24 protein-coding genes are annotated in these 24006 nt (G+C 46.6%); 11 read left to right on the top strand and 13 right to left on the bottom strand.

Annotated elements, in window-relative coordinates; translation table 11 throughout:
* Nucleotides 1–90 precede the first annotated feature (90 nt).
* Nucleotides 91–738 (top strand): DNA oxidative demethylase AlkB, encoded by a 648-nt coding sequence (gene alkB / locus ACM5Q9_RS07300; RefSeq protein WP_418144070.1) that lies wholly within the window; start codon nt 91–93, stop codon nt 736–738.
* Here alkB and ACM5Q9_RS07295 read toward each other — a convergent pair.
* The 3 genes from ACM5Q9_RS07295 to ACM5Q9_RS07285 are packed head-to-tail and all read right to left on the bottom strand — an operon-like array spanning nt 716 to nt 4173.
* Nucleotides 716–1948 (bottom strand): CaiB/BaiF CoA transferase family protein, encoded by a 1233-nt coding sequence (locus ACM5Q9_RS07295; RefSeq protein ID WP_418144069.1) that lies wholly within the window; start codon nt 1946–1948, stop codon nt 716–718. The two genes, alkB and ACM5Q9_RS07295, sit on opposite strands and share 23 nt — an antisense overlap.
* 27 nt (nt 1949–1975) lie before the next feature.
* Complete coding sequence (locus ACM5Q9_RS07290; RefSeq protein WP_418144068.1) at nt 1976–3358, bottom strand: MmgE/PrpD family protein; 1383 nt, start codon at nt 3356–3358, stop codon at nt 1976–1978.
* A gap of 11 nt (nt 3359–3369) precedes the next feature.
* Nucleotides 3370–4173 (bottom strand): enoyl-CoA hydratase/isomerase family protein, encoded by an 804-nt coding sequence (locus ACM5Q9_RS07285; RefSeq protein ID WP_418144067.1) that lies wholly within the window; start codon nt 4171–4173, stop codon nt 3370–3372.
* Nucleotides 4174–4349: 176 nt separating this feature from the next.
* Here ACM5Q9_RS07285 and ACM5Q9_RS07280 point away from each other — a divergent pair, with 176 nt between their 5' ends.
* The 3 genes from ACM5Q9_RS07280 to ACM5Q9_RS07270 all read left to right on the top strand — a co-directional run bounded on the left by ACM5Q9_RS07280 (nt 4350) and on the right by ACM5Q9_RS07270 (nt 7602).
* Nucleotides 4350–5138 (top strand): GntR family transcriptional regulator, encoded by a 789-nt coding sequence (locus ACM5Q9_RS07280; RefSeq protein WP_418144066.1) that lies wholly within the window; start codon nt 4350–4352, stop codon nt 5136–5138.
* A 68-nt stretch (nt 5139–5206) separates the two neighbouring features.
* A complete protein-coding gene (locus ACM5Q9_RS07275) occupies nt 5207–6175 on the top strand; it encodes a Bug family tripartite tricarboxylate transporter substrate binding protein (RefSeq protein WP_418144065.1) in 969 nt (322 codons plus the stop codon).
* Nucleotides 6176–6807: 632 nt separating this feature from the next.
* Nucleotides 6808–7602, top strand: coding sequence for an SDR family NAD(P)-dependent oxidoreductase (locus ACM5Q9_RS07270; protein ID WP_418144064.1), 795 nt, complete (start codon nt 6808–6810; stop codon nt 7600–7602).
* Nucleotides 7603–7713: 111 nt separating this feature from the next.
* On the opposite strand, the gene ACM5Q9_RS07265 is transcribed toward ACM5Q9_RS07270, so the two are convergent.
* Nucleotides 7714–8031 carry a metalloregulator ArsR/SmtB family transcription factor gene (locus ACM5Q9_RS07265; protein ID WP_418144063.1) on the bottom strand — a complete coding sequence of 106 codons (318 nt, stop codon included), beginning with the start codon at nt 8029–8031 and terminating at the stop codon, nt 7714–7716.
* A gap of 139 nt (nt 8032–8170) precedes the next feature.
* Between ACM5Q9_RS07265 and ACM5Q9_RS07260 the strand changes: the two genes are divergently transcribed.
* Nucleotides 8171–9070 carry an MBL fold metallo-hydrolase gene (locus ACM5Q9_RS07260; RefSeq protein WP_418144062.1) on the top strand — a complete coding sequence of 300 codons (900 nt, stop codon included), beginning with the start codon at nt 8171–8173 and terminating at the stop codon, nt 9068–9070.
* Between the two features lie 6 nt (nt 9071–9076).
* On the opposite strand, the gene ACM5Q9_RS07255 is transcribed toward ACM5Q9_RS07260, so the two are convergent.
* The gene (locus ACM5Q9_RS07255) at nt 9077–9976 is read right to left on the bottom strand and encodes a LysR family transcriptional regulator (RefSeq protein WP_418144061.1); all 900 of its coding nucleotides are present in this window, start codon (nt 9974–9976) and stop codon (nt 9077–9079) included.
* A gap of 141 nt (nt 9977–10117) precedes the next feature.
* Here ACM5Q9_RS07255 and ACM5Q9_RS07250 point away from each other — a divergent pair, with 141 nt between their 5' ends.
* The 3 genes from ACM5Q9_RS07250 (at nt 10118) to ACM5Q9_RS07240 (ending at nt 11896) form a co-directional block, all read left to right on the top strand.
* Nucleotides 10118–10660: a cytochrome b gene (locus tag ACM5Q9_RS07250; protein ID WP_418144060.1), complete on the top strand. Its 543-nt coding sequence runs from the start codon at nt 10118–10120 to the stop codon at nt 10658–10660.
* A gap of 22 nt (nt 10661–10682) precedes the next feature.
* A complete protein-coding gene (locus ACM5Q9_RS07245; RefSeq protein ID WP_418144059.1) occupies nt 10683–11255 on the top strand; it encodes a YceI family protein in 573 nt (190 codons plus the stop codon).
* A gap of 71 nt (nt 11256–11326) precedes the next feature.
* The gene (locus ACM5Q9_RS07240; RefSeq protein ID WP_418144058.1) at nt 11327–11896 is read left to right on the top strand and encodes a YceI family protein; all 570 of its coding nucleotides are present in this window, start codon (nt 11327–11329) and stop codon (nt 11894–11896) included.
* A 164-nt stretch (nt 11897–12060) separates the two neighbouring features.
* Here ACM5Q9_RS07240 and ACM5Q9_RS07235 read toward each other — a convergent pair whose 3' ends face one another.
* Nucleotides 12061–12729 (bottom strand): OmpW/AlkL family protein, encoded by a 669-nt coding sequence (locus tag ACM5Q9_RS07235; protein ID WP_418144057.1) that lies wholly within the window; start codon nt 12727–12729, stop codon nt 12061–12063.
* A 144-nt stretch (nt 12730–12873) separates the two neighbouring features.
* Nucleotides 12874–14739, bottom strand: a complete 1866-nt coding sequence (locus tag ACM5Q9_RS07230; protein WP_418144056.1) for a bifunctional metallophosphatase/5'-nucleotidase — start codon at nt 14737–14739, stop codon at nt 12874–12876.
* 127 nt (nt 14740–14866) lie between these two features.
* Here ACM5Q9_RS07230 and map point away from each other — a divergent pair, with 127 nt between their 5' ends.
* On the top strand, nt 14867–15664 hold the full coding sequence (gene map / locus ACM5Q9_RS07225; protein WP_418144055.1) for a type I methionyl aminopeptidase: 798 nt from the start codon (nt 14867–14869) through the stop codon (nt 15662–15664).
* Nucleotides 15665–15793: 129 nt separating this feature from the next.
* Here the strand turns inward: map and ACM5Q9_RS07220 are convergent, their stop codons facing one another.
* From ACM5Q9_RS07220 to ACM5Q9_RS07210, 3 genes are all read right to left on the bottom strand, one after another.
* The gene (locus ACM5Q9_RS07220) at nt 15794–16111 is read right to left on the bottom strand and encodes a DUF1971 domain-containing protein (RefSeq protein WP_418144054.1); all 318 of its coding nucleotides are present in this window, start codon (nt 16109–16111) and stop codon (nt 15794–15796) included.
* Nucleotides 16112–16148: 37 nt separating this feature from the next.
* A complete protein-coding gene (locus tag ACM5Q9_RS07215; protein ID WP_418144053.1) occupies nt 16149–17477 on the bottom strand; it encodes a ferric reductase-like transmembrane domain-containing protein in 1329 nt (442 codons plus the stop codon).
* Between the two features lie 342 nt (nt 17478–17819).
* Complete coding sequence (locus ACM5Q9_RS07210) at nt 17820–19340, bottom strand: catalase (RefSeq protein ID WP_418144052.1); 1521 nt, start codon at nt 19338–19340, stop codon at nt 17820–17822.
* A gap of 505 nt (nt 19341–19845) precedes the next feature.
* Here ACM5Q9_RS07210 and ACM5Q9_RS07205 point away from each other — a divergent pair.
* On the top strand, nt 19846–20268 hold the full coding sequence (locus tag ACM5Q9_RS07205; RefSeq protein WP_418144051.1) for a copper resistance protein NlpE: 423 nt from the start codon (nt 19846–19848) through the stop codon (nt 20266–20268).
* Between the two features lie 77 nt (nt 20269–20345).
* On the opposite strand, the gene ACM5Q9_RS07200 is transcribed toward ACM5Q9_RS07205, so the two are convergent.
* The 3 genes from ACM5Q9_RS07200 to ACM5Q9_RS07190 form a co-directional block, all read right to left on the bottom strand.
* Nucleotides 20346–21578, bottom strand: coding sequence for a CaiB/BaiF CoA transferase family protein (locus ACM5Q9_RS07200; protein ID WP_418144050.1), 1233 nt, complete (start codon nt 21576–21578; stop codon nt 20346–20348).
* A 76-nt stretch (nt 21579–21654) separates the two neighbouring features.
* A complete protein-coding gene (locus ACM5Q9_RS07195) occupies nt 21655–21828 on the bottom strand; it encodes a LuxR C-terminal-related transcriptional regulator (protein ID WP_418144049.1) in 174 nt (57 codons plus the stop codon).
* Nucleotides 21825–22223 carry a PAS domain-containing protein gene (locus ACM5Q9_RS07190; protein WP_418144048.1) on the bottom strand — a complete coding sequence of 133 codons (399 nt, stop codon included), beginning with the start codon at nt 22221–22223 and terminating at the stop codon, nt 21825–21827. The genes ACM5Q9_RS07195 and ACM5Q9_RS07190 overlap by 4 nt, the downstream gene beginning before the upstream one ends.
* Before the next feature lie 206 nt (nt 22224–22429).
* On the opposite strand from ACM5Q9_RS07190, the gene ACM5Q9_RS07185 reads away from it, so the two are divergent.
* A complete protein-coding gene (locus ACM5Q9_RS07185) occupies nt 22430–23956 on the top strand; it encodes a class I adenylate-forming enzyme family protein (RefSeq protein WP_418144047.1) in 1527 nt (508 codons plus the stop codon).
* Nucleotides 23957–24006: the final 50 nt, after the last annotated feature.

Raw genomic sequence — 24006 nt, 5'->3', positions numbered from 1 at the left:
TAAGCATTCCGGACAGACAGCCACCTTAACATCAGTGCAATAAGTGATTACGGTAAAATTAAAGTCATCCACCTGAATGCAACAGCCGCCATGATGTACGACCTTTTTGCCAACGAAACCACCGGTGAACATGAACAGATCGGCCCCGCCGCCTGGGTGCTAAGGGGGTACGCACTGGCATCCGCTCCGGAATTGCTGAATGCCATACAAACATTGCAACAAACCTCGCCATTTCGCCACATGACCACACCAGGTGGTTTCACCATGTCGGTGGCTCTTACCAATTGCGGGCGCTTTGGCTGGACCAGTGATGAATCGGGCTATCGTTATTCGCCAACAGATCCGCTTAGCGGAAAAGCCTGGCCTGGCATCCCTGGCGTCTTCATGAAACTGGCTAGTGAGGCTGCAGCCACTGCCGGTTTTGCCGGTTTCGAGCCTGATGCCTGCCTGATCAACCGCTACCTGCCTGGCTCAAGGCTTACTTTGCATCAAGACAAAGATGAACGCGACTTTAGCGCACCCATCGTTTCCGTTTCCTTGGGCATGCCGGCCGTTTTTCTGTTTGGCGGCCTGCAACGTACCGACAAGACCGAACGCATTCCGCTCTTGCACGGTGACGTTTTGGTTTGGGGTGGCCCCGACCGGCTGCGTTATCACGGCATATTGCCGCTAAAAGACAAACCACACCCCCTGCTGGGCAGCGTGCGCCTGAATTTCACTTTTCGCAAGGCGGGCTAGATTCGGGTAAAAAACCCACTTCACGCAAGACTTCTTCGGTATTTTCTCCCAGATTGGGCGCATGCCGGTAAATGCCTGGCGGCGTACGCGAATAATTGCCCACTGGCGCTACGGTACGTAAATTGCCTTCGGTGGGATGCACAATTTTTACAATCTGCCCCGTTGCGTGCAAATGAGGATCCGCCAGCAGATCTTCAACATCATTCAAGTGTGCCACCGGGATATCCACCGCCGCCAGGGTTTCAACCCAATAGGCAACGGTGTGGCCCAAAATCATATCTGCGAGGAAACCATACACCTGGTTCACATGCCGTGCCCGGGACTCCACCGACTCGAAAACAGAACCGGCTGCCAGAAGGTCCTGCCGCCCCACCAGTGTCAGGAAACGCTGCCAGTGTCCATCAGTATGCACAATCACGCAAACGTAGCCGTCAGCAGCCTGATAAGGCTTGCGTGGCTCCACCAGCAGACGAGAATAACCCATTTCACCTTTGGCCGGCTCAAACGTGGCCCCGCCAAGATGATCATTCAGGACAAACTGTGCCATGGTTTCGAACATGGGAACTTCAATCGATTGGCCTTGCCCTGATTGTCGGCTTTCCAATACACCCGCCAGACAGGCAATTCCCACATGCATGCCCACGATACGATCGGCCATGGTCAGGGGCACATAGCGTGGTGGCATGCCAGTTTGCTGGCTGTACAGGGACGGAATGCCCGTCATACCCTGGATAAGGTCATCATAGGCCGGGCGACCGGCATAAGGACCTTCATTGCCAAAGCCATAAGCCCCCACATATACAATCGCAGGATTAACCGCTTTTACCGCCTCATAAGACAAGCCCAGCCTGTCCATGGCCTGCGGACGCACATTGTACAAAAAGACATCGGCGGTTTTTGCCAGGGCCAAACAGGCTGCACGGCCTTCCACGGTTTTAAGGTCAAGCATGACCGACCGCTTGTTGCGGTTCAGGTGCAGAAAATTGGCCCCCATGCCTTTATTCTGCCGATAACCCATATTACGGGTCGTGTCGCCGGCAGGTGACTCGATCTTGATGACATCAGCCCCCAGATCCGCCAGAATCTGGGTGGTAAACGGCCCCATCACCACCGATGTCAAGTCAATAATGCGGATACCTTTAAGCGGACCGCGGGGTTCTGAAGCAAGCGTATTCATGATTTTTCCACTATTGACAGTTTTCCCTGCCATGAAGAACGAATCTGTCGCGTAATGGGTTCAGGCAAGAATCCCATCAATGGCGACACGGATATTTTCCTGTTTTTCCAGCGCTGACAACGCGTCATAAAGTGGCTGTGCCTTGCCGGAAATGTCCATGTTGTTTTCCCAAATCTGCAGGCAATCCATGAATTTGGCCTGCAGCTTATTAGTATCCAGCGGCAAATTGGCATGTCCAACCGGATAACGGATATCCCCCGAATCAAAAACACGACCATCCTTCAAGACAATCACGACCCGGTCATTAAGGGCAAAGGCGGTATCGGCCGGATCAAGCACATCGGTGATATCAATTTTAATTTTAGGGTAGATAGCCAGCAAATCAGGCCTGCGTACAAAATCATCACTTAATTCTGCCAGCCCCACTTTGCGAACCAGCAGTGCGCAGGCAATGTCAAACTCAAGGCTGAATTTTGCCTCAAGCCCCGTTTCCGGGCACGGGTTCCTTAACATGGACGCTTGTGGTCGGCCAATCGTTGCAGTAATGCTTGCAATTTCTTCAAGATTGAAATTTTCTTTATTGATAATTTCAAGGGTACCGTCTATAACCCGATGGCCGGAATAACAAACCGGATATTGCTTGATATTCAGCCCCTGTTGCGCCAAACGCCAGGTTTTGCCCAATTCGGCTGGACTACCGGTATCCACATTGCCAGCCGGTGAAACGGCTTTCAGAAAACCCGCTTTATGCTCGAAAATATCAGGGCAAGCCGTAATGCCTGCACGGGCCAGTTCCACAGCCTCTATGGCCATGCTGGCTGCCCGTCCGGCATGCAACGGTTTGGTCATGGTACCAAAATTGGCCACCAGGCCACTAGCCATGCTGGCAGCAAGACCCAGCGCATTGGCGATTTTCTCTTGGGGCAAACGGCTTAAATAAGCATAAGCGGCAGCACCGGCAACCGTTCCAAAAATAGCGGTTGGATGCCAGCCCTTGATATGGTAAGGATCTTTTTCACGGGTAAACAGTTCGGCCCAAACCTCATAACCCAAAATATAAGCGTTTAACACGGCCTGTCCTGAAGCCGAAAAATTAAACGCCCCCGTCATCACCACCGGCATCAGGACCGTACTGGGATGGGCTGACATGGCCACATCATCGTAGTCAAGTGCATGAGCCGCAGTTGCCCACAGGCAGGCGGCCTGTTCCAGTGGCAAGCTTTTTTGTCCCAGAAAAGGTACGGCTACCTCTGTTTGTCCATTACCTGTCCGCTGACAAAAGTGGGTAGCCAGAATTTGAACCACCGGCTCTTCACTGCCGGCAAACATGCAGGCGATACTATCCATAATGCCAATTTTGGCCAGCCGATATGCCGCTGGATCAATCTTGTAGTGATCAAATTGGCTGATGAAATGAACAATATCCTGGGTCAAGCTATTCATTTGTCTCATTCTTATTTGCCCTTGAAAACCGGCTTGCGTTTTTCATTGAAAGCCAGCACACCTTCGTAGCGGTCTTCAGTTTCAACCAAATGGTTATAGGCCTCTACCTCAAAACGGTAGGCAGTGCGCAATTCCATTTGACTACCATAACGCACGGATTTCTTGATTTGCTTAACTGAAAGCGGAGCATTGCCGGCAATGACCATTGCCGTTTCAAGTGCCTCATCAAGCACCGAGGCCGGCTCACAAACCTTATTGACCAAGCCCCACTCAAGCGCTTGTGCCGCCGTAAAAGGTTTACCGGTCATGAGAATTTCCTTGGCACGGCGTTCACCAATGGCGCGTGGCAGGTTTTGTGTTCCGCCAGCACCTGGCATGATACCCAGCCCTACTTCAGGCAAGGCAAACCGGACATGATTGCCGACATAAATGAAATCGCAGCTTAAAGCCATTTCAAAGCCTCCGCCATAAGCATGGCCGTTTACCGCTGCAATGACGGGAACTGGCAAATCTACCAGTGTCCAATACATGCGTTCAAACAGTTCATGCTGCTTTTGCCACTGTTCCCGGCTCATGCCATTACGTTCTTTAAGATCGCCCCCGGCACAAAATATTTTTTCTTGTGCACCGGTCAAAATAACACAACGCACCTGCCCGGCATCAGCGGTCAGGCGGTTCCATAAATCCAGCAAATCATGGCCCATTTGGGTATTCAGCGAGTTGCCGGCAGATGGCCGGTTAAGAGTAACCACCAGCACATGCTCATTACGCAGTTCGGTTGTTATTGTTTCGTATGCGGATAATTCAAAAGCCATGTTTGTCCCTATATAAACTTATGTTCACAGGCGTTAATATACTTACTTTTATTTGTACGTACATTATAAATATTTATTGATTAAATTCAATTAAATCAATTACTTTTATAATTTATAATTGTACGCATATTAAATATGAATTATGATCCTTCATCTAGATATTCAAGAATCCGGCCATGCAAGAAAAATCAGTCACCCTGAAAAAATCCATCCCCAGGGCATCCGGCAACAAGCGGATGCCCCGCTACGCCTGGCTGCATCAAACCTTGCTCACGGATATTGAATCAGGCAAATATCCGGTAGGCAGCTATTTGCCTACCGAAGAACAATTGGGCACCATTTATGGTGTCAGTCGTCATACGGTTCGTGAAGCAACCCGCCGTCTGGCCGAAAAAGGCATGATTACCCGGTCTCCCAGCACCGGAACGGTTGTCAATTCGGCAACCCCCATCCAAAACCAGTCAGTCTATGTGTCAACCTTTGGTTCCATGAATGATTTAATGCTCTATACCGCACAAACCCGGATTGAGCCATTTGCCCATGAAACCATTCAGGCCGATCACGACATAGCGCAACAGCTGCTTGTCCCCGTGAACGAAAAACTGGTTCGTTTGCATGCCTATCGCAAACTGGTCAGCAACGATCTGCTGATTTCCTATTCGCACATTTACCTGAATCCTGCCTTCAAAAACCTTAAAAACCGCCTTAAAGGTAACCATCCCAGTGTTTTTGAGCTTTTGAAAACAGAATTCAACCAGGAAATCGTGAAGGTGCACCAGGAAGTAGGAGCATGTCATATGCCTGAACAAGGCATACAGGCATTGCAACTCAAACCTGATGGCTTGGCTTTACGAATTACACGTGTTTATTTTGATAAAACAAACCGCCTGCTGGCGGCCTCAGACAACTTCTATATTGAAAACAATTTCCGCCTGATTACCACATGGCAGAAAGAAAATGAGTAAACCAAAAGTTTAATTAAACGCTGTTATTCAATAAAGAACTTATTCATTCTTCCTTATGGAGACAATATATGAAGAAATTTATAGCTTCAGTTTTACTTGGTTGCACACTTAGTGCAGGTGCCGCATTTGCCGCCTATCCTGAAAAAAGCGTTCGTATTACCGTACCCTACCCAAGCGGTCAGACCACTGATGTGATTGCCCGCTTGCTGGCAGAACAGTTTTCAAAAGAACTGGGCCAGCCTTTTGTAGTTGAAAACAAAGGCGGTGCAGGTGGCATTATTGGTGTGGAAGCCGCCAAACGCGATAAACCCGATGGTTACAATTTGTTAATTGCCGCCTCGGGTCCACTGGGCATCAATCCATCGCTTTATACCAACTTGCCTTATGATCCGGCTAAAGATTTCACCGCCATAGGCATGGTATCCATGGTGCCTTTGTTTCTGGTCACCCGTAGCGATTTTCCTGCCAATACCGTTCCAGAACTAATTGACTATATTAAAAAGAATCCGGGCAAAATCAACTATGGTTCTGGTGGCATTGGCTTAACCAATCACTTAACCATGGAAATGTTCAAGCAGGCAAATGACCTTAACTTGCTGCATGTTCCCTACAGAGGTGCTACCGCTGCAGTTGCTGGCCTGGTAGGCGGTGATACCAGCGTGATGTTTGAAGCGGCTCCTGCAATCAAGCCTTTGGTTCAGGATGGTCGCCTTAAAGTTTTTGCCGTTGCCAACAAAAGCGGCGCACAGGCTTTTGAAGGCGTGCAGCCACTGGATAAACTTGGTGTCCCCAATTTTGATGCGACTGCATGGATTGCATTGATTGCCCCAACCGGTACACCCGATGAGGCGATCCAGACCTTAAATAAAACCATGAACAAAATTTTGCAGGATCCCGAACTGGAAGATAAATTGGCCACCATTGGCAATGAAGTTTTTATTGCCAGCCCGGAAGAAAGCCAGGCATTTATTGAAAAAGAAATTGAAAGTTGGGGTAAAGCCGCTAAAGCTGCGGGTGTTGAACCTTCAAAACTGTAAAAACAGCTTTTTATAGTCATAAAAACCCGCTTTAATTGCAATATTTTTTGAATCGCTGCATCTATCATTGGATTTAAATGCCAAATTGATCAATGCAGCTTTTTTTATTGCCCGATTTCTTTACTTATTTATATTTTCATACGTTAAATTTTTATAGTGCCCAAAAACAGGTGTTTATGCTGTTTTTGGGCTTTTCTTTTATGTTATTAAACTTCTTTATATAAAAATGATTAATAGACAGATACTCTGTGGATAAGTCTGTTTTCCTTATAATCTTCTTTTTTTTCAACAAATTAGAGAAAATTTTTGCTGTTTACTTATGTTCTTTTTAAATTTGGATAAGATTGAACAAGTTTGCCGGCAAATTTTCAACGGTCGCTTATGAACTTTTCATACAAAAATTATCCACAACCCATTTTCCCAGTAGTTATCCACAGGCCGTTTTTTTAACTTATTTGGTTATATTGTTCATTTTTTGAGCAATTTTATTGGTTTTTCTAGCAAATACCGCAGGCACTCAAACTGATTGTTCCATTAATGGAATTGAGCAATGCATTTTGTAGGGTTCTGTTTTAGGGTAGGTGTCCCTAGAATGTAATATCCATCAAATATGAAAAGAGAAAAGGTTAATAATGAATATCGATCTGACCGGTAAAACCGCGATTGTAACTGGGTCTACCGATGGCATTGGTTTGGCCATTGCCACGGGTCTTGCTCAAGCAGGGGCACGTGTGATTATTACCGGCCGAACCCAAGACCGAATTGATGCTGCAGTAAAAAAAATTCAGGCTGTTGCCAAGGCCCCGCAAGTAGTGGGTGTGCTTGCTAACATTGGTACGGTAGAAGGTTGCCAAACTTTAATCACCGCCTATCCCCAAGCAGATATTTTGGTTAATGCTTTGGGCATTTATGGTGGCAAGGCATTTTTTGATATTACTGATGCCGATTGGGAAGAAATTTACCAAGTCAACGTGCTCAGTGGTGTTCGTCTGTCCCGTCATTATGCAAAGGGCATGAAAGAAAAAGGCTGGGGCCGGATTCAGTTTATTTCCAGCGAATCTGCCCTGAATATTCCTGCTGAAATGGTTCACTATGGTGTAAGCAAAGCAGCTTTGCAAGGAGTTTCTCGCGGCTTGGCTAAAGTATTGGCTGGTACGGGAGTAACGGTGAATACTATTTTGCCTGGCCCTACCCGCACAACAGGTGCTATAAACATGATGCAAAAAATGGCTGATGAGCGGGGTATATCCGCTTTGGAAATGGAAGCCGTTTTTCTGAAAGAAAATCGTCCTTCCACTTTACTTGGCCGTTTTGCCAGTCCTGAAGAAGTAGCCAGTATGTCAGTTTATATTGCTTCTGAACAAGCTAGTGCCACAACGGGTGCCGCACTGCGTGTTGAAGGCGGTATTGTTGAAAGTATTGCTTAAGGTTGCCGCCATGAGCTGACTCATATTAAGTGGGTCGGTGTATAACTGAAAAATGAAGGACTGGGTCCAGTGTTGTACTGGATTCAGTCCTTTTTTGCATGCGGTGATTTATTAGAGCAGTGTAACGGTTTCGTCTACACTGCCAACACAGTAGATTTTATAGAGCGCGGCAATAATGGGTTCGGCCTTAGCCGTACTTAGCCGGTAAGTAAGCGTACGCTGATCGCGCGTAAAATCAACCACGTTTTCACTGCGCAGCTTGGCCAGATGATTGGACATGGAAGTTTGGCTGATACCAACGATTTTGGTTAATTCGGTCACATTACGCTCGCCCTCGAGAAGCGTGCATAAAATCAGCAAACGGTGAGGGTGTGCGATAAGTTTTAAAAAGCGGGCGGCTTTTTCGGCACTGGCAGCCATTTCTTGCATGATTGATCCGTATAATTAAGGAATACTGTAATTATAGACATTGCCATAGCAACAATCAATAAATATCAATATATTTAAATTTCATGATTTATTGATATAATAAGCGTACTACTATTTCCTAAAACAGGAGTGCCCGCCCATGAATGATGTAAACATTCCACAAGCTGATCAATTAATCAAACCGCTTGTGACCGCTTTTTTTGATGAGCAAACCAATACCTATTCTTATATTGTGCAAGATCCGCTTTCCAAGGCCTGCGCCATTGTAGATCCGGTTTTGAATTTTGATTCGCCATCAGGGACAACCAGTCACGAAGGGGCGGATGCCATTATTGCTGCGGTTAAACAGCAGGGTTTACAAACCGAATGGATTATTGAAACCCATGCGCATGCCGATCATCTTTCTGCCGCTCCCTACATCAAGCAGGCACTAGGTGGAAAGATTGCCATTGGTGACAAAATCACGACGGTTCAGCAAACTTTTGGCAAGCTGTTTAACGACGGTTCTGCCCTTGCCCGTGACGGCAGCCAGTTCGACCACCTGTTCAAAGAAAATGAAACCTATCATATTGGCCATTTGACAGCGACGGCCTTGTATACACCAGGCCATACACCGGCCTGCATGAGTCATGTCATTGGTGATGCGATTTTTGTGGGCGATACCATTTTCATGCCTGATGGCGGTACGGCCCGTGCCGACTTTCCGGGGGGTGATGCCGCCGAGCTTTATCGTTCCATCCAAAAATTATTAAGCCTGCCTGGTGATCATCGTATCTTTGTATGTCACGATTACGCCCCCAATAACCGTGAGTTTGCCTATGAAACGACGGTGGCAGACCAAATAAAACATAATATTCATGTCAAGAAAGGTATTAGCCAGGAAGAATTCGTTGCAATGCGCCAGGCCCGTGACAAGACCCTTGGCATGCCACGCCTCATATTACCGTCCCTGCAAGTTAATATCAGGGCCGGTAATATGCCTGAACCTGAAGACAACGGGCTTGTTTATTTGAAATTGCCAGTTAACGCTTTCAAATAACCTTGTTTAAGCGTCTTGCATTTCCTGCTTGAACAAATCAATAAACGCTTGTGTCCGAGTGGGTAAAAGCCGTCTTCCGGGGGTTACACACCAAACCGTATCGGTAGGCATTGACCATTCGGGCAGAATGCGGACCAGGCGACCGTCTTTTTCAAAGGGGCGGGCAAACAACTCAGACAGTCCTACAATGCCCATTCCTTGGGCGGCCAGGTCCTGGTGCAAGCCGACTGAGTTGGAAGAAATCCGGTGCAGCGGCAATCCTTCCCATTCTTCTTGACCGTTGTGCAGTTTCCAGCACAGGAAATCCCCACGGCTGTTTATCAATACCATCCCTTGGTGTTTGATCAAATCCTCGGGGGAGGACGGTGTACCGTTTTTTTTCAGGTAAAGGGGGTTGGCATACAGGCCATTTTTCAATACGGCTATTTTACGTGCCACCAAGGTACTGTCATCGGGCAAAGAAGGTGCAATGCGAATGGCAATATCAAAGCGTTCCACAATCAGGTCTACCCGTCTTGCTGACAAATCCAGTTCTAGGGAAACCTGTGGATATTGACGGGTAAATTTTTCCAGGAATGAAACCATGGCAAATTCCTTGAATTCGGTCGGCAATGACACTCGCAATTTGCCTTGTGGCGTGGTTTGCCGGTTCAGGGCAAATGCCGAAGCCGCTTCGGTTTCTTCCAATAGACGCTTGGCATGTTGCAGTACTGCTTCACCAAAATCTGTAATCGCCAGTTTGCGGGTACTGCGGGTAATCAGTTTTTCTCCCAGCAGGGTTTCCAGGTCACTGATCCGTCGTGATAAGGTGGATTTTGGCAGGCCTGTATGATCTGAAGCCGCAGAAAAACTGCCATATTCCATAATATGGGCAAATAAAATCAGGTCATTCGCATTCAAAATCATGGCTTTTATCCATTATTGTTCCATTGTCGGGACAATTATATCCAAATTATGATCTTCTGCTTTCAGGTAATCTTGAATAGAATGTTAAATAGCAATTAATAATTATTTATACATTAGTTTTTTATTACTGAAGGCGGCCTCATGAGTCAACGATATACCCCTATCGCTATTACTCTTCACTGGCTAATGGCATTGGGCTTAAGCGGTACTTTTGCAATGGGATTTTATATGCAGGATATTCCCTTGTCTCCGTCAAAGCTGCAGCTTTATGCTTGGCATAAGTGGGCAGGTATAGTCATGCTATTGCTGGTTTTCGCCCGGATTACCTGGCGCTTGACACATGCAGCACCCTCATTGCCAGATTCAATGTCGGGTTTCATGCGGTTTATGGCCAACGTTGCACATTGGGTGCTTTATGGCTTGATGCTGGCTATTCCCCTTAGTGGCTGGCTGATGAGTTCGGCACAGGGATTCCAGGTTGTCTGGTTTGGCATATGGCCTTTGCCAGATTTGGTCAGTAAGAATCCGGCCCTGGGTGAAACACTGACTACAGTGCATTGGGCTTTGAATTACGTGTTGTTAGGTTTTGTGGTTTTACATATTGCTGCGGCACTCAAGCACCATATTCTGGACAGGGACAATATTTTGGCACGCATGATACCGGTTCTGGACAAACAAAGATAAACGAAGTTATCAGGAGATATTCATGTTGAAACAGCACTTACGTTATTTTTTTGCCGCTACTGCATTTTTGCTTGCCATGACAGGTACTGCCAGTGCGGTAGAGTATAAAACCATTGAGCCATCAGCCAGCAAGTTGTCGTTTACCTATAGCCAGATGAACGTCAATATGGACGGGCATTTCAAGCAATTGAACGCGTCACAATTCAGTTTTGATCCTGCCGTTCCTGAACAGGCCCGGGTGGTGATTGAAATACCCATTGCAGACATTGATGCGGGTTATGGTGAAGCCAATGAGGAATTGAAAAAAACCGAATGGCTGGATACATCCGCTTATCCCGTTGCCAAATTTGAGTCTGTAAAGGTGCAGGCTTTGGGTGATAACCGCTATCAGGTTGATGGCAAGATGGATATCAAGGGAAATGCCCGCGAGGTCTCCATCCCATTCACTTTTACAGAAAAAGATGGCAAGGGTATTTTTGACGGTGAATTTACTTTCAAACGTGCTGACTTTAAGGTAGGTGAAGGAATGTGGGGTGATTTTGGCATTGTTGCCAATGACATCAGGATTAAATTCAATGTTGTTGCAGGACAGTAAGCCTGTTTTTTAATACCAGGCTATATATTTGAATATTAAATTATTATATTAATGAAATTAAAGGATTGACCATGAAAAAACAACTTATTGCAGCTGCTTTCGCAACGCTTATCGCTTCTCCTGCTTTTGCGGCCACCGAGACTTATAACATTGACCCAAGCCATACATTTCCACGCTTTTCCTATGACCATATGGGGATGTCCAAACAGATCCTGCGTTTTAACAAAACCTCAGGTACTGTACAGCTGGACAAGGAAGCCAAAACCGCTGCGGTTGATATTACGGTAGACATGAAATCCATTGATACCGGTTTTGAAATGTTTGACGGACACATTCAGGGTGAAGATTTTCTGGATACAGGCAAATTTCCTACCGCCACCTTCAAATCCACCAAAGTGGTCTTTGAGGGTGACAAGCCGGTAAGCATTGACGGTGACCTGACCATCAAAGGCATTACCAAACCCGTCACCTTAACCGTTACTTCTTTTGTAAACATGCCTCATCCCATGTTGAATAAAGACGCCATTGGTGCCAATGCGACCGCGGTCATCAAGCGTACCGAGTTCAATGCCGGTAAATATGCACCGGGTGTGGGTGATGAAGTTACGCTGGATATCGCACTGGAAGCCGTCAAGCAGTAATTTGATTGGCAACACACTAGCCTGGGACATTATTTGTGTCGGGTAGTTGTCAACCCTTATTTGCGGGCAAAACGTATTATTGTTGATTGAACTGCCCCCAAAAAATTGGATATGTATTCAACTTTTTGGGGGTAGTTCATATTAGATCAAGGGTAATAGCCTGGTTAAAAACGGTAGCCAACACCTACGGTCGCGACCCAAGGGTCAATTTTGGCGGTGCCAATACGTTGTCCATCTAGTTTGACTTTGGAGTCGATATCAATATAGCGTAAATCGGCATTCATGAACCAACGTTCGCTTAAGCGGATATCAACGCCAACCTGTGCGGCAAGTCCCCATGAATCTTCAAGCTTAAGTTTTTTGAAGCCAAGGTCTTTAAGTGCACCCTGTGGTTTGGTATCGAAAAACTTTGTATAGTTTAAACCTACACCAACGTAAGGTTGGACGTCTGAATCAGGCAGGAAGTGCCATTGGACGCTAAGGGTAGGTGGCAGATGCTTTGTTTTGCCAATTTTTCCGAGGTCGCCCCCCAGGTCGGGTGCATCGCCATAAATTTTATGGCTGAAGGGTGTGGCGGCCAGTAATTCTATGCCGACATTTTTGGTTGCCATGTAAGTAAGGCTGAAGCTGGGTTGCATGTTGCTGTTAACATCCAGGCCTATGCCTTTTGGAACCAGTCCTTGGCCAACGGTACCGTTATTTGACTTTGGCATGACACTGGTGACACCTACTTTGACAAGCCAGTCGCCTGCCTCGTGGGCCATGACCGGCGTAGCGGCAAAAATACCCATGGCCACTAAACAGCCGGTTACTACTTTTGGTGTGAACTGCATTAGATTTCTCCACAAACAGATAAAAATTACATTAGGCTCTAGGTTGATGCAAAAGGTAACTGTTTGTTTTGAGCAATATCAAACTTTGTAATAGGTCTGAAACAATACATTGTTTGAAATCAAATGCGGCTGATATTTCTGCGATTATTTTTTTAATAAACCAAGCAGTTTATTCAAGGATGCTATTCCCTTTATGGTTTGCGTACTGTATTCAGTAACTGGCAAGCGTTCAAGCGTCGGGTTGGACTGCACATATTTCAGGAAGCTTTCTGCATAGGGCAGAAAAGTGTCTTCACGAGCAATATCTGGCGCATTGGCAAAATGCTGGTAGCCATCCTTGCCATCCGCCAGAAAATCGATGATTATCACTTTGTATGTCCTTTCCGGATCCAGGGGGCCCCAGGTTCCGTCTTCCTGCTTCGTTTGCAAATTGCTTAATTTTTCCTGCTTTGGTGCAGCCAGGTCAAGATCCCAACGCAATCCTGCTGCATAAGGGTATGAACCTGTATTACCCTTAAGTACGGAATCAATGGAATCCTCAAGTACTTTTTTGAGGTCCTGCCCTTTCACGGTTAGCCTGACCAGCATGTTCCTGAATGGCAGGACGGAGTAGATATCTCCAACCGTTACCGGGCCTGCTGCAATATCGGTGCGTACACCCCCCCCATTCTGGATGGCAATATCGGCACCACCAAAATTTTTTCCTTGCATCAAAAATGCATGGGCAACCAGTTGCTGGATATCTCCACCATGCGTATTTGGATGCTGGTTAATATCACATCCAGCCAGTTTTGAGCTACCGGCTCCTGCCACGCCAGGAAAGCGGCGGCTGCAAATATCAAGCGGAGCAGTACCTACCTGCTGATTGGCAAATGCCTTGAGTTTTTCCTGGTGCGGCGCTAGCATCGACAATGCCCGGGCAGAGGGCTCAATCGCCATGATTTCTGTTTGGGTGGCCAGATCGGCCAGAATGGCTTGATGTTCTTCAGGTGTTACAGGCGTTCCTTTGCGGTTGAAGTCGGTACCAATAAGTAGATGTGGTTGTCCCTGGCAATCAACGACGTTGTCGTTGGCATCAAACCGCACCTTTAGTTCACCAACAACCGAACTGTATTGCCAGGCCTGTACCAGGCAAACCGGTTGATTATCTGCATTAACAAGACGGGTGGGGTAAGGTCCCATGGGCTTCAAGCCATAATCGTTTAATGTCTTGCTGCCCAGCAGGGTGTGGGAATCTCCGCCCACAATAATATCTACCCCCGACAACTGTTGTGCCAGTTTTTGTTCGGCAGGATAACCCAAATGGGCAAGCACGATAATTCGGTTAACGCCTTGTTGGGTCAGCCGGTTTATTTCATTTTGCACTGATTCAAGTTCATTACCCAAAATGGTACCGGGATCAGGACGGGAAGCATGTTGAGTTTTATAAGCACTGGTTACACCCACGATACCAATTTTATGGCCACCACGTTCTAGCACAATCGAAGGTTTGATCACGTTGTTGGCAAGAGCAGATTTGGGACCAGGCCTTAGATTGCTGGAAAGCAGCGGTGTTTTGCAAGCGGGGGAATACCAGAGCATTTCCATAAAATTGAACAGGGCCAGGTCCCCTAAATCCAGTTCATGGTTGCCAACGGTCATGGCATCAAAACAGATGGTATTCATCAGGTCGGCATCGGCCTGCCCTACCGACAGGCTATGGTACAGGGTACCCGTTGTGGCATCACCGGCGTGCAGCTTCAGGACATTGTCATTGTTTTTGGCCAGGGATTCAAAGGCAGCGCTTATTCTTGCAAAGCCGCCCAAGCTGACCGAAACCGGTTCACGTTGTGTCTGTTTGCCTGTGTTCAATAACAGGTTAGCGGAATAGGCCTCTAGATTGGAGTGATGATCATTGATATGCAGGATGGTCAATTCATCTGGTTCGGAAACCGGTGCGGGTGTTTGCGCAAAAACAGTGGCCGAGCAGAATATACCCAGACTGAATATGACTGACTTGTTCAGCATCATGATTTCACTCCATAAATATGTTGAAGGCAATGCTAGCAGAAAGCTTGGCATGGATCGATAACAATATAGAAAAAATTGAAATGTTATACTCTTGACAATAAATTTCGACTATTAAGAGTATCCGATAATGAGCAGAAAAAAAGTTACCATCCATACACAGGAAGATATTGCCAAAGCTCGTGAAGCCGCTCGGTTGGCGGCTGATGTCCTGCACATGATTGCACCCTATGTTCAGGCAGGTATTACCACTGAAGAACTTGACCGTATTTGTCACGATTATATTGTTGATGTACAGCAGGCCATTCCTGCCAACGTAGGATATTGCGGATTTACCAAAACCATCTGCGCATCGGTCAATCATGTTATTTGTCATGGTATTCCGTCATCCGGAAAAGTACTCAAGAACGGCGATATTGTTAACATTGACGTTGCCGTTATCAAGGATGGCTGGCATGGCGATACCAGCCGCATGTATTTTGTAGGTCCCCCCAGTACATTGGCACGTCGCCTGGTTTACACAACCTATGAAGCCATGCGTGCCGGCATCATGCAGGTCCGTCCGGGTGCTACCTTGGGTGACATTGGCCATGCCATTCAAACCGTTGCACATCGTGAAGGTTTCAGTGTGGTACGCGAGTATTGTGGGCACGGGATTGGCAAGGTTTACCACGATGAGCCCCAGGTACTTCATTATGGCAGCCCTGGACAGGGCATGAAGCTAGAGCCTGGCATGATGTTTACCATTGAACCCATGATTAATGCCGGTAAAAGACATACCAAGCAGCTCGCCGATGGCTGGACGGTTATTACCAAAGACCATTCCCTGTCTGCCCAATGGGAGCATATGGTGGTGGTTACTGAAGGCGGCTACGAAGTGCTGACGCAATGGCCCGAGCATATGCCCGAATATCCCACGATTCCGTGATGAAGAAGTCTTGCATGCCACAGACAGTGCTGGTTATGGCATGTAAGACGGTGTGATTTTTGCCTGGCATCGTACCCGTTTTTTTTGATGATTTAGTGGCTTCTGGTTTAAAAAAATGGCCTTGGTGGGTTATGTGTTATCGGGTCTTTTGACATGATCCTTTGACCGGTAAAAGTCTATCTGGAAACTGCCTGTCTGTTCAAATTCCACATGATGGCGTGTATCGGGTGCAATCACGATTTGTTCACCAGCGTTCAGGACAACGTCTGTGGACGGTTCTGTTTCATAGGTAAAACGCAACGTTCCGCTAATCACCCGTAACAATCCGTAGGTACCCGCTTTGACGGAATGACTGGCTTTTAATTTTTCCGGCAAGGTATCTGGCGTGAAAACGGGTGATTGGCTGTAGCATTCCAGCCCTGGTGGCATAGTATCAGGTAGTGTCATAACGGCTTTCTCCTTGAAAGCTGTTTAAAAAATGGCTTTATCTCATGTTAAACAGTTCCTGATGGAAATAGTCTTCAGACAGGCCTTTTTGTATCATGTCTTTTTTTAGTGATTTTCCAAAACCTGCCGGGCCACAGAACCAGATATCGGCTGTTTGCCAGTCTGGCACGATGTTGCAAATCCGGTCGGCATTTAGACGTGGATCTTTACCCGAGACAATGACATGCAAGGTCACTTTTGCCTTTTCCGCGAGTTTTCTTAGCCTTTCAATAAAGTCCTCTTGTGGTGCGCTGGTGCTATAAAACAAGTGGATTATCTGGTTATGCTTTTCAGTGCTTAATTTTTGCAGGCGGGCAATAAATGGGGTAATGCCAATGCCACCACCTATCCATATCTGTCTGGGTTTGTCGCCATTGAACATGAAGCGTCCATAGGGACCCTCGATACTGGCCAGATCACCTTTTTTTAGGGTTCTTGGCATGGCATTGGTGTAGTCACCCAGACCTTTTACCATAAAGTTGATATGACCGTCATTGTTCCATGAAGAAGAAATGGTAAATGGATGCGCCCCTTCATCTTTATCAAACGTGACAAAAGCAAATTGACCGGTTTGGTGGCCTCGCCAATGACTTAATAATTTGATATCAATACTGAGTACCCGGTTATCTGTAAAGTATTCCAGTTGAGTGATTTCTCCGATTGCCTTGCGGTGATACCCTACTTTCCTGGACAGGGAGATGATGGCAGCTACGGTTCCTCCGAGCATTAAAATTGCCATCACAGGTGCAATTGCTTGATTCCAGTAATAAAACGGCGTTAGCACCACGGAGTGGAATACAAGAAAAAGGTAAACAATGGGTAGCAATCGGTGTGTTTTAAAAAAATGCTTGTAAGGAAATTTTTTAATCAGTGCCAGTGAAAGCAAAATGACAACGGCATAAAATGCCCATTCTCCAATACTTTCAGCCAAGCCACGCTGTTCTTGGAAAAAGATGAAAATGGAATTCGTTTGTTCGGGTCGTGGACCACGTGCAGGCCGTTCCAGCATGCCCCAGCCAATCATCCATTTGGGTGCTTTCACTAGCAGCCAGTGCATAATGGATATGACGAGCCCTGTAATACCCAGCCATTTATGCAGGCGATAGGTTTTATCCAGGCCACCTGTTACGGGTTCCATAAAAACAGGTCGTAAAGCCAGAATCATCGCAATGCTCATTACACCGATCCCAATCAGCCCGGTATAGCTGATTAAAGAAGACCTGACTGCAAAAAAAAGGAAGTCTTGCGACAAAAAGGTATCGGCGGTAAGCCACAGCAAGGTGATTATCAGCAAAATGGCGAAAAATAAAATTTTGATTTTTTTCATGAATGACCTTTGTTTTTCTGTACTGTAAACAGGTGCTGATAAATCTCTTGATTATGCGGCGTAACCTTTTGTTAATGATAGCCGACTCAAAACCAGTTGTTGTGGTTTTAAATTTGGAACTGGAATTTTGTGGTTGTAATGAGTGGAATCAAAGGCCAATGTAATGGCCATTTTTTTATGGCTTTTATTGAGTTTTAAGCCTGAAAATGCTTTGTGTAGACAGGTGTTGTCGGGCATTTTCCGGCATTTAAAGAAAAACCCCGAAAACCGGAAATAACAAACCGGTTTTCGGGGCTGTGTCAGGCAAATAACTTTATTGCCTTGTAAAGATGCCGTTAAGAATTACAGAAAGCCTGGCTGGCCTTTGGCCGGATCTGTTTCACGGGCAGCCTGTGCGTCAGCAACGGTCATGCCCAGTGCTTTGGCAACACCTTCACCATAAGCAGGATCACATGCATAGCAGTTACGGATATGACGGTACTTGATAAAATTAAGCGCATCACCCATAGCCGCTGCCGTGTTGTTGAACAGGGCCTGTTTCTGTTCGTCGCTCATTAAATTGAACAGGGCACGTGGCTGGCTGAAGTAATCGGCATCATCCTGACGGTAATCCCAGTAATCCGCATTACCATTGATTTTCAATGGTGGTTCTTTATAGTCGGGCTGGGCTTGCCATTGATGGAAGCTGTTGGGTTCGTAGTGTGGCAAGCCACCATAGTTGCCATCAATACGGCCAATACCGTCACGGTGGTTGGAGAATACCGGGCAACGAGCCTGGTTGACCGGAATTTGCTGGTAGTTGGTACCCAAACGGTAACGTTGCGCGTCAGCGTAGTTGAACAAGCGGGCTTGCAACATCTTATCGGGTGAAACACTAATGCCGGGTACCAGATTGCTTGGTGCAAAAGCAGACTGCTCAACATCCATGAAGAAGTTGTCAGGGTTGCGGTTTAGTTCAAATTCCCCTACTTCAATTAGTGGATAATCCGCATGTGGCCAGACTTTCGTCAGGTCAAAGGGATGATAGGATACTTTTTCAGCATCGGTTTCTGGCATGATCTGGACACACATGGTCCATTTCGGAAAATCGCCGTTTTCAATTGAATTGAACAGGTCGCGTTGGTGGCTTTCGCGGTCTTTACCAATCACGGCTTCGGCTTCGGCATCGCTCAGGTTTTGAATGCCCTGTTGGGTGCGGAAGTGGAATTTGACCCAGAAACGTTCATTTTGTGCATTGATGAAGCTGTAGGTATGGCTGCCAAAACCGTGCATGTGACGATAGGATTTTGGAATGCCGCGATCAGACATCACAATAGTGACCTGATGCATTGATTCGGGTAATAGTGTCCAGAAATCCCAGTTATAGGTGGCATTGCGCAGATTGGTGCGCGGATCACGTTTAACAGCCTTGTTCAGGTCGGGGAAGTTACGTGGATCACGGAAGAAGAACACGGGGGTGTTGTTACCCACCATATCCCAGTTACCTTCTTCGGTATAGAATTTTAGGGCAAAGCCACGAATATCACGTTCTGCATCGGCCGCACCACGTTCACCGGCAACGGTGGTGAAACGGGCAAACATTTCAGTTTTTTTACCTACCTCAGAGAACATTTTTGCACGGGTATACTTGGTAATGTCATTGGTAACGGTAAAGGTACCGAATGCACCGGAGCCTTTGGCATGCATGCGTCGCTCAGGAATCACTTCGCGAACAAAATTGCCTAGTTTTTCATGTAACCATACATCCTGGGCAAGCAAAGGGCCGCGTGGGCCGGCAGTTAAGCTGTTTTGGTTATCGGGTACGGGCGCACCAAAATCGGTGGTCAGGTGGGTGACGGGGCACTTTTTAATATCTTGACTCATTGCATTTCTCCATTCGTATGGGTAAATTTCCTGTTTAAGGAAAGACTTGATGGTTTGACTATAGCATAAATTTATTAAATACAAATTTTAATTATTTTATGCTAATGATAGCTTTGGTAAATTAATTGGGGATTTTCAATTAATTTGATCTATATAAAACTCATCGACAAGCAAATAACCGGCAAAGTAATGATGCTTGACCTGTAGCATTTTGACAGGGCTGCAGTTGTACCAATATGACAAATTCCAGTTTAGTCTGATAATCAACGTTTTTATGGGCTTACCCTGCCCTGAATTGTCTAGACAATAATAATTATTATTTCTTATTTTTGATAACACCACCATGCTTTGGATCATGTTTTTGCAAAATAAAAGCATAGAAAATAAAAAAATAATAAATTTGCAGTACTTTTCTGCATGATTATCCTGTCACACGTATCATTCATATTGGCATAAACTGAAGACTTATCTCATTATTATTGTTGAATTAAAAGGCAGATTTGAAATGAAAAAAACCGGATTGGCGATTTTGCTTGCTTCTTTTATTATCGTTGGCTGCGCCAGCAATCAGGATAAAGCAAATAAAGTACCAGACATGCATACAGCCGACATTGCACTAGACTGGCAAGGTACTTATGAAGGCACTTTCCCTTGCGCTGACTGTGAAGCCATCCAGGTACAACTGGAATTGCTTCCCAACAAAACCTATAAGCTAAAGCAAGAATACGTGACCAACCGTCCTGGAAACAGGGTTTTTGAAACCGGTGGCAAGTTTGAATTCGACAAAAGCAACCCTTCACTGATCCGTCTGGATGAAAAGGCCGACAACAGCGTTTATTTTGTCGGGGAAGGCTATGTTGAAGCAAGAGACAGGCAAACCGGCCAGCCCATGTCTACCAAGCTGAATTACAAATTAATCAAAAAATAAATTCATTCCAGCGCTTGTCGCACGCCTTAAGTTTCCCTGGCGTGCGGGTTCTTATATGCCCCTTTTCTGCACATCGTTTATTGTGGCAGTGTCAGTACTCCCTTACTGTGCAAGTCAGCCAGTTCCTCATCGCTTAGCGCAAGCAGCCGGGTAAGGACTTCACGTGTTCCTTCACCCAATTGTGGTGGTGCATGACGTACGGGAAGGCGTTGTCCGTCCAAACGGTAAGGGGGAGCAAAAACATGGGTGCTGCCGGCATCCGGATGAGGCATTTTCTCAATCAGACCACCCTGTCTGGATCGTTCACTGGTTAGTGCTTCATATAAATCGGCCACTTCGCCACATGGAATACCGCAGTCGGTCATGCGGTCCAGTAACTGCTTACGCGGATATCGCCTGATGGCTTCAACCAAAATCGGCTGCAGGATGTTTCTGTGTCTGGCGCGTTCCACATTGGAAATAAAGCGCGGGTCTTCAGCCAGTTCCGGACATTCAATAACCTGGTTACAGAACTTGAAAAATTGTGCATTATTACCGACTGCAATGATTAAAGGACCGTCAGCCGCTTCAAACATGCCATAAGGCATGATGGAGGGGTGCTCATTACCATAGCGTGGCGGATCTTTCTCCATCAACAGGGCATCCAATCCGTAATAACCGGTAATCATGATGCCGCAATCATATAAAGCAAGTTCAATGAGCCGGCCCAAGCCGGTTTTGCTACGCTTATACAGGGCGGCTAAGACGGCCTGGGCCGCGTACATGCCAGTCATCATGTCCACAACCGCCACCCCGAACTTGAGTGGAGGCTGGGTAGCTTCTCCGTTCAGGGCCATTAAACCGCTCTCTCCCTGGATCACAAGATCGTAGCCAGGCCTTTTCGCCTCTGGACCGCGGGTATCGTAACCGGCAATGGCGCAATAGATCAGGTCGGGTTTAATGGCTTTAAGCTGTTCATAGCCAAGTCCCAGTTTTTCAGCGCCACCTGTTTTAAAGTTATGAATGACAACATCAAACGAAGGCAGCAGCTTGTAAATAAGCTGTATCCCTTCCTGGCTTTGCAGGTCTATGGTAATTGAACGCTTGTTGCGGTTCATACTGTTGTAATAGGTCGTTTCGGTTTTACCAATACGCATCCCCCAATCACGTGTATCATCGCCACGGGCCGGATGTTCCACCTTGACCACTTCCGCGCCAAAATCGGCCAGCACCTGACCGCAAAGCGGTCCTGCAAAAACACGGGAAAGGTCCAGTACGCGTATATCATCCAGTGGAAAATCTATATTTGCTGAAAGACTTTGGGTTGTCACTATTATTCTCCATCTAAAATCTGAATTTAAGAATTATCAGTTATCGGTTCTTATTGGTCTGGCCGCAGTTTTTTGTTTAACCGATCAGTTTTGCAATAAGTTCATTCGAAGACGTCACTTTAAATTTGCGCATGAGTCTTGCCCGATGGGCATCAACGGTACGGTAACCAATACCAAGCTGTTTGCCGATTTCCTTGCTGCTTTTTCCTGCCACAAGAAACTGGGCTATTTCACGTTCTCGGGTTGTCAATTCAGTCGTGATTTGCCTTTTTTCTGAAATATCCTCAAACACCCATATTGCAGCAGAAAACGGCTCGTTCCTGTTAATGGCCGTCCGCTTACATGACACCAGAATAACTGTCCGTTATTGCGTTTCATGATGCGATCATCGGAATAACGTCCTTCATTTCGCATAACCATCAGGGCACGGTCACCGATATGCTCGAATTCGGTGACAGAGGGATACAAAGAGAGTAGCGATTTGCCCTTCAGTGCTTCGGATAAATAGCCGAACATATTGGAAAATACCCGGTTGCATGACTGTACATAGCGATTGCGGGATATGAGTAAACCAACAGGTGCCATATCAAAAGCCAACAACAGGTCATCTTGGGTGGTGGGAGATGAAAGGGGTTTTGTCTCCATTATTAAACATCCCTTATCGGGTAAACCCTTGTGTAATCAAGCAACTGTCAGGATGAGGAAGTATCGGGCATTATAACCATAACCTAATAAAGATAAAAAAGCATAAGGAGACATAACATGACCGTATCTATCGTGGGCTGGGCCTATCTCCCATTTGGTCATCTAGACAATCTTGGCTTTGAAAAACTTATTCTGGAGCAGGTACGATGAATATTGTCCTGTATCTTCAACGTACGGCCAATGCCAACCCTGATGCACCAGCGGTTTACTCAGGCACACAGTTGCAATTGAGTTATGGTGAACTGTTGCAAAGAACCACTGCCCTGGCCGGTTATTTGAAGCATGCGTTTGGTGTGAAACCCGGAGACAGGGTTGCCATTTATGCCGCCAACTGCGTTGAGTATCTTGAAATCCTGCATGCCATTCTGTGGATCGGTGCGGTATCCGTGCCTGTCAATTACAAGCTTCACAACAAAGAGCTGGACTATGTACTGGCTGATTGTGAAGCGCAGGTATTAATCGTGTCACAAGCATTGTCCGCCTGCACTGACAATCTGGCAAACCCGCCGGCACATATACTTATTCCGGGTAGCCCTGAATATGGACAGGCCCTGCAACATGCCAGTGCACCTATATATGATTGTGGGCCTGATGCGCTTGCCTCCCTGTTTTATACCTCGGGCACAACCGGTCGCCCCAAAGGTGTTATGCAAAGCCATGGCAACCTGCAGGCCATGACCGTTTCCTATCTGGCTGATGTGGATACCTCAGATCCTGCCGACGTTATGGTTTATGCCGCACCCATGTCTCATGGTGCCGGTTTGTACAACTATGTCCATATGCTTAGCGGTGCCCGCCATTTGATACCGTTATCCGGTGGCTTTGAACCGGCAGAGCTGGCAGAACTGGCTGCGTCAGTGGGACGGCTGACATTCTTTGCTGCACCCACCATGGTCAAGCGTCTGCTGGATTATGTGATGGACAGCGGGGCTGATGTTTCAGGTTTCAAAACCATTGTTTATGGTGGTGGTCCTATGTATGTTGAAGATATCCAGCAAGCTTTACAGATTTTTGGTCCTCGATTTGTACAGATTTACGGACAGGGTGAGTGTCCCATGGCTATCACGGCACTGGCCCGCCAGCATTTGGCAGATGCGGCACATGCCAATTGGAAAGCACGTATTGCTTCGGTAGGTTTGCCGCAATCTATGGTTGAAGTCCGTGTCATAAATGGTAACGGCCAGCCATTGGAGGCGGGGGAAATTGGTGAAGTGGCTGTAAGGGGCGCACCGGTCATGCAGGGGTACTGGCGTAATGAAGAAGCCATACGGAAAACATTGCGCGATGGCTGGTTACTGACCGGTGATACCGGTTTTCTGGATGCAAACGGTTTTCTTACCCTGCATGACCGCTCCAAAGACCTTATCATTTCCGGTGGTTCCAATATTTATCCCCGTGAAGTGGAAGAGGTTTTGCTGACACATGCGAATGTATCAGAGGTTGCGATCGTGGGCCAATTGGATGCCGAATGGGGGGAAGTGCCTGTGGCTTTTGTCGTGACACGCAAAGGCTACACTGTTGAACCAGAAGAGCTGGACCGGCTGTGTTTGGATAATCTGGCCCGCTTTAAACGGCCCAAACATTATCATGTGATTGAGGCCTTGCCCAAAAACAGCTATGGCAAGGTTCTCAAGACAGAGCTGCGACAATATCTCATAACGAAAAATATTTAAAACCTAAAATAAAAAGAAAGTGAGATAATTGGATTTATCAATGACAGCTA

This window comes from Advenella sp. RU8 (assembly GCF_048381675.1).
GTDB lineage: Bacteria > Pseudomonadota > Gammaproteobacteria > Burkholderiales > Burkholderiaceae_B > Advenella.
Note: the sequence above shows the minus strand (reverse complement) of the source record. Positions and strands in the feature narration are given on the sequence as shown.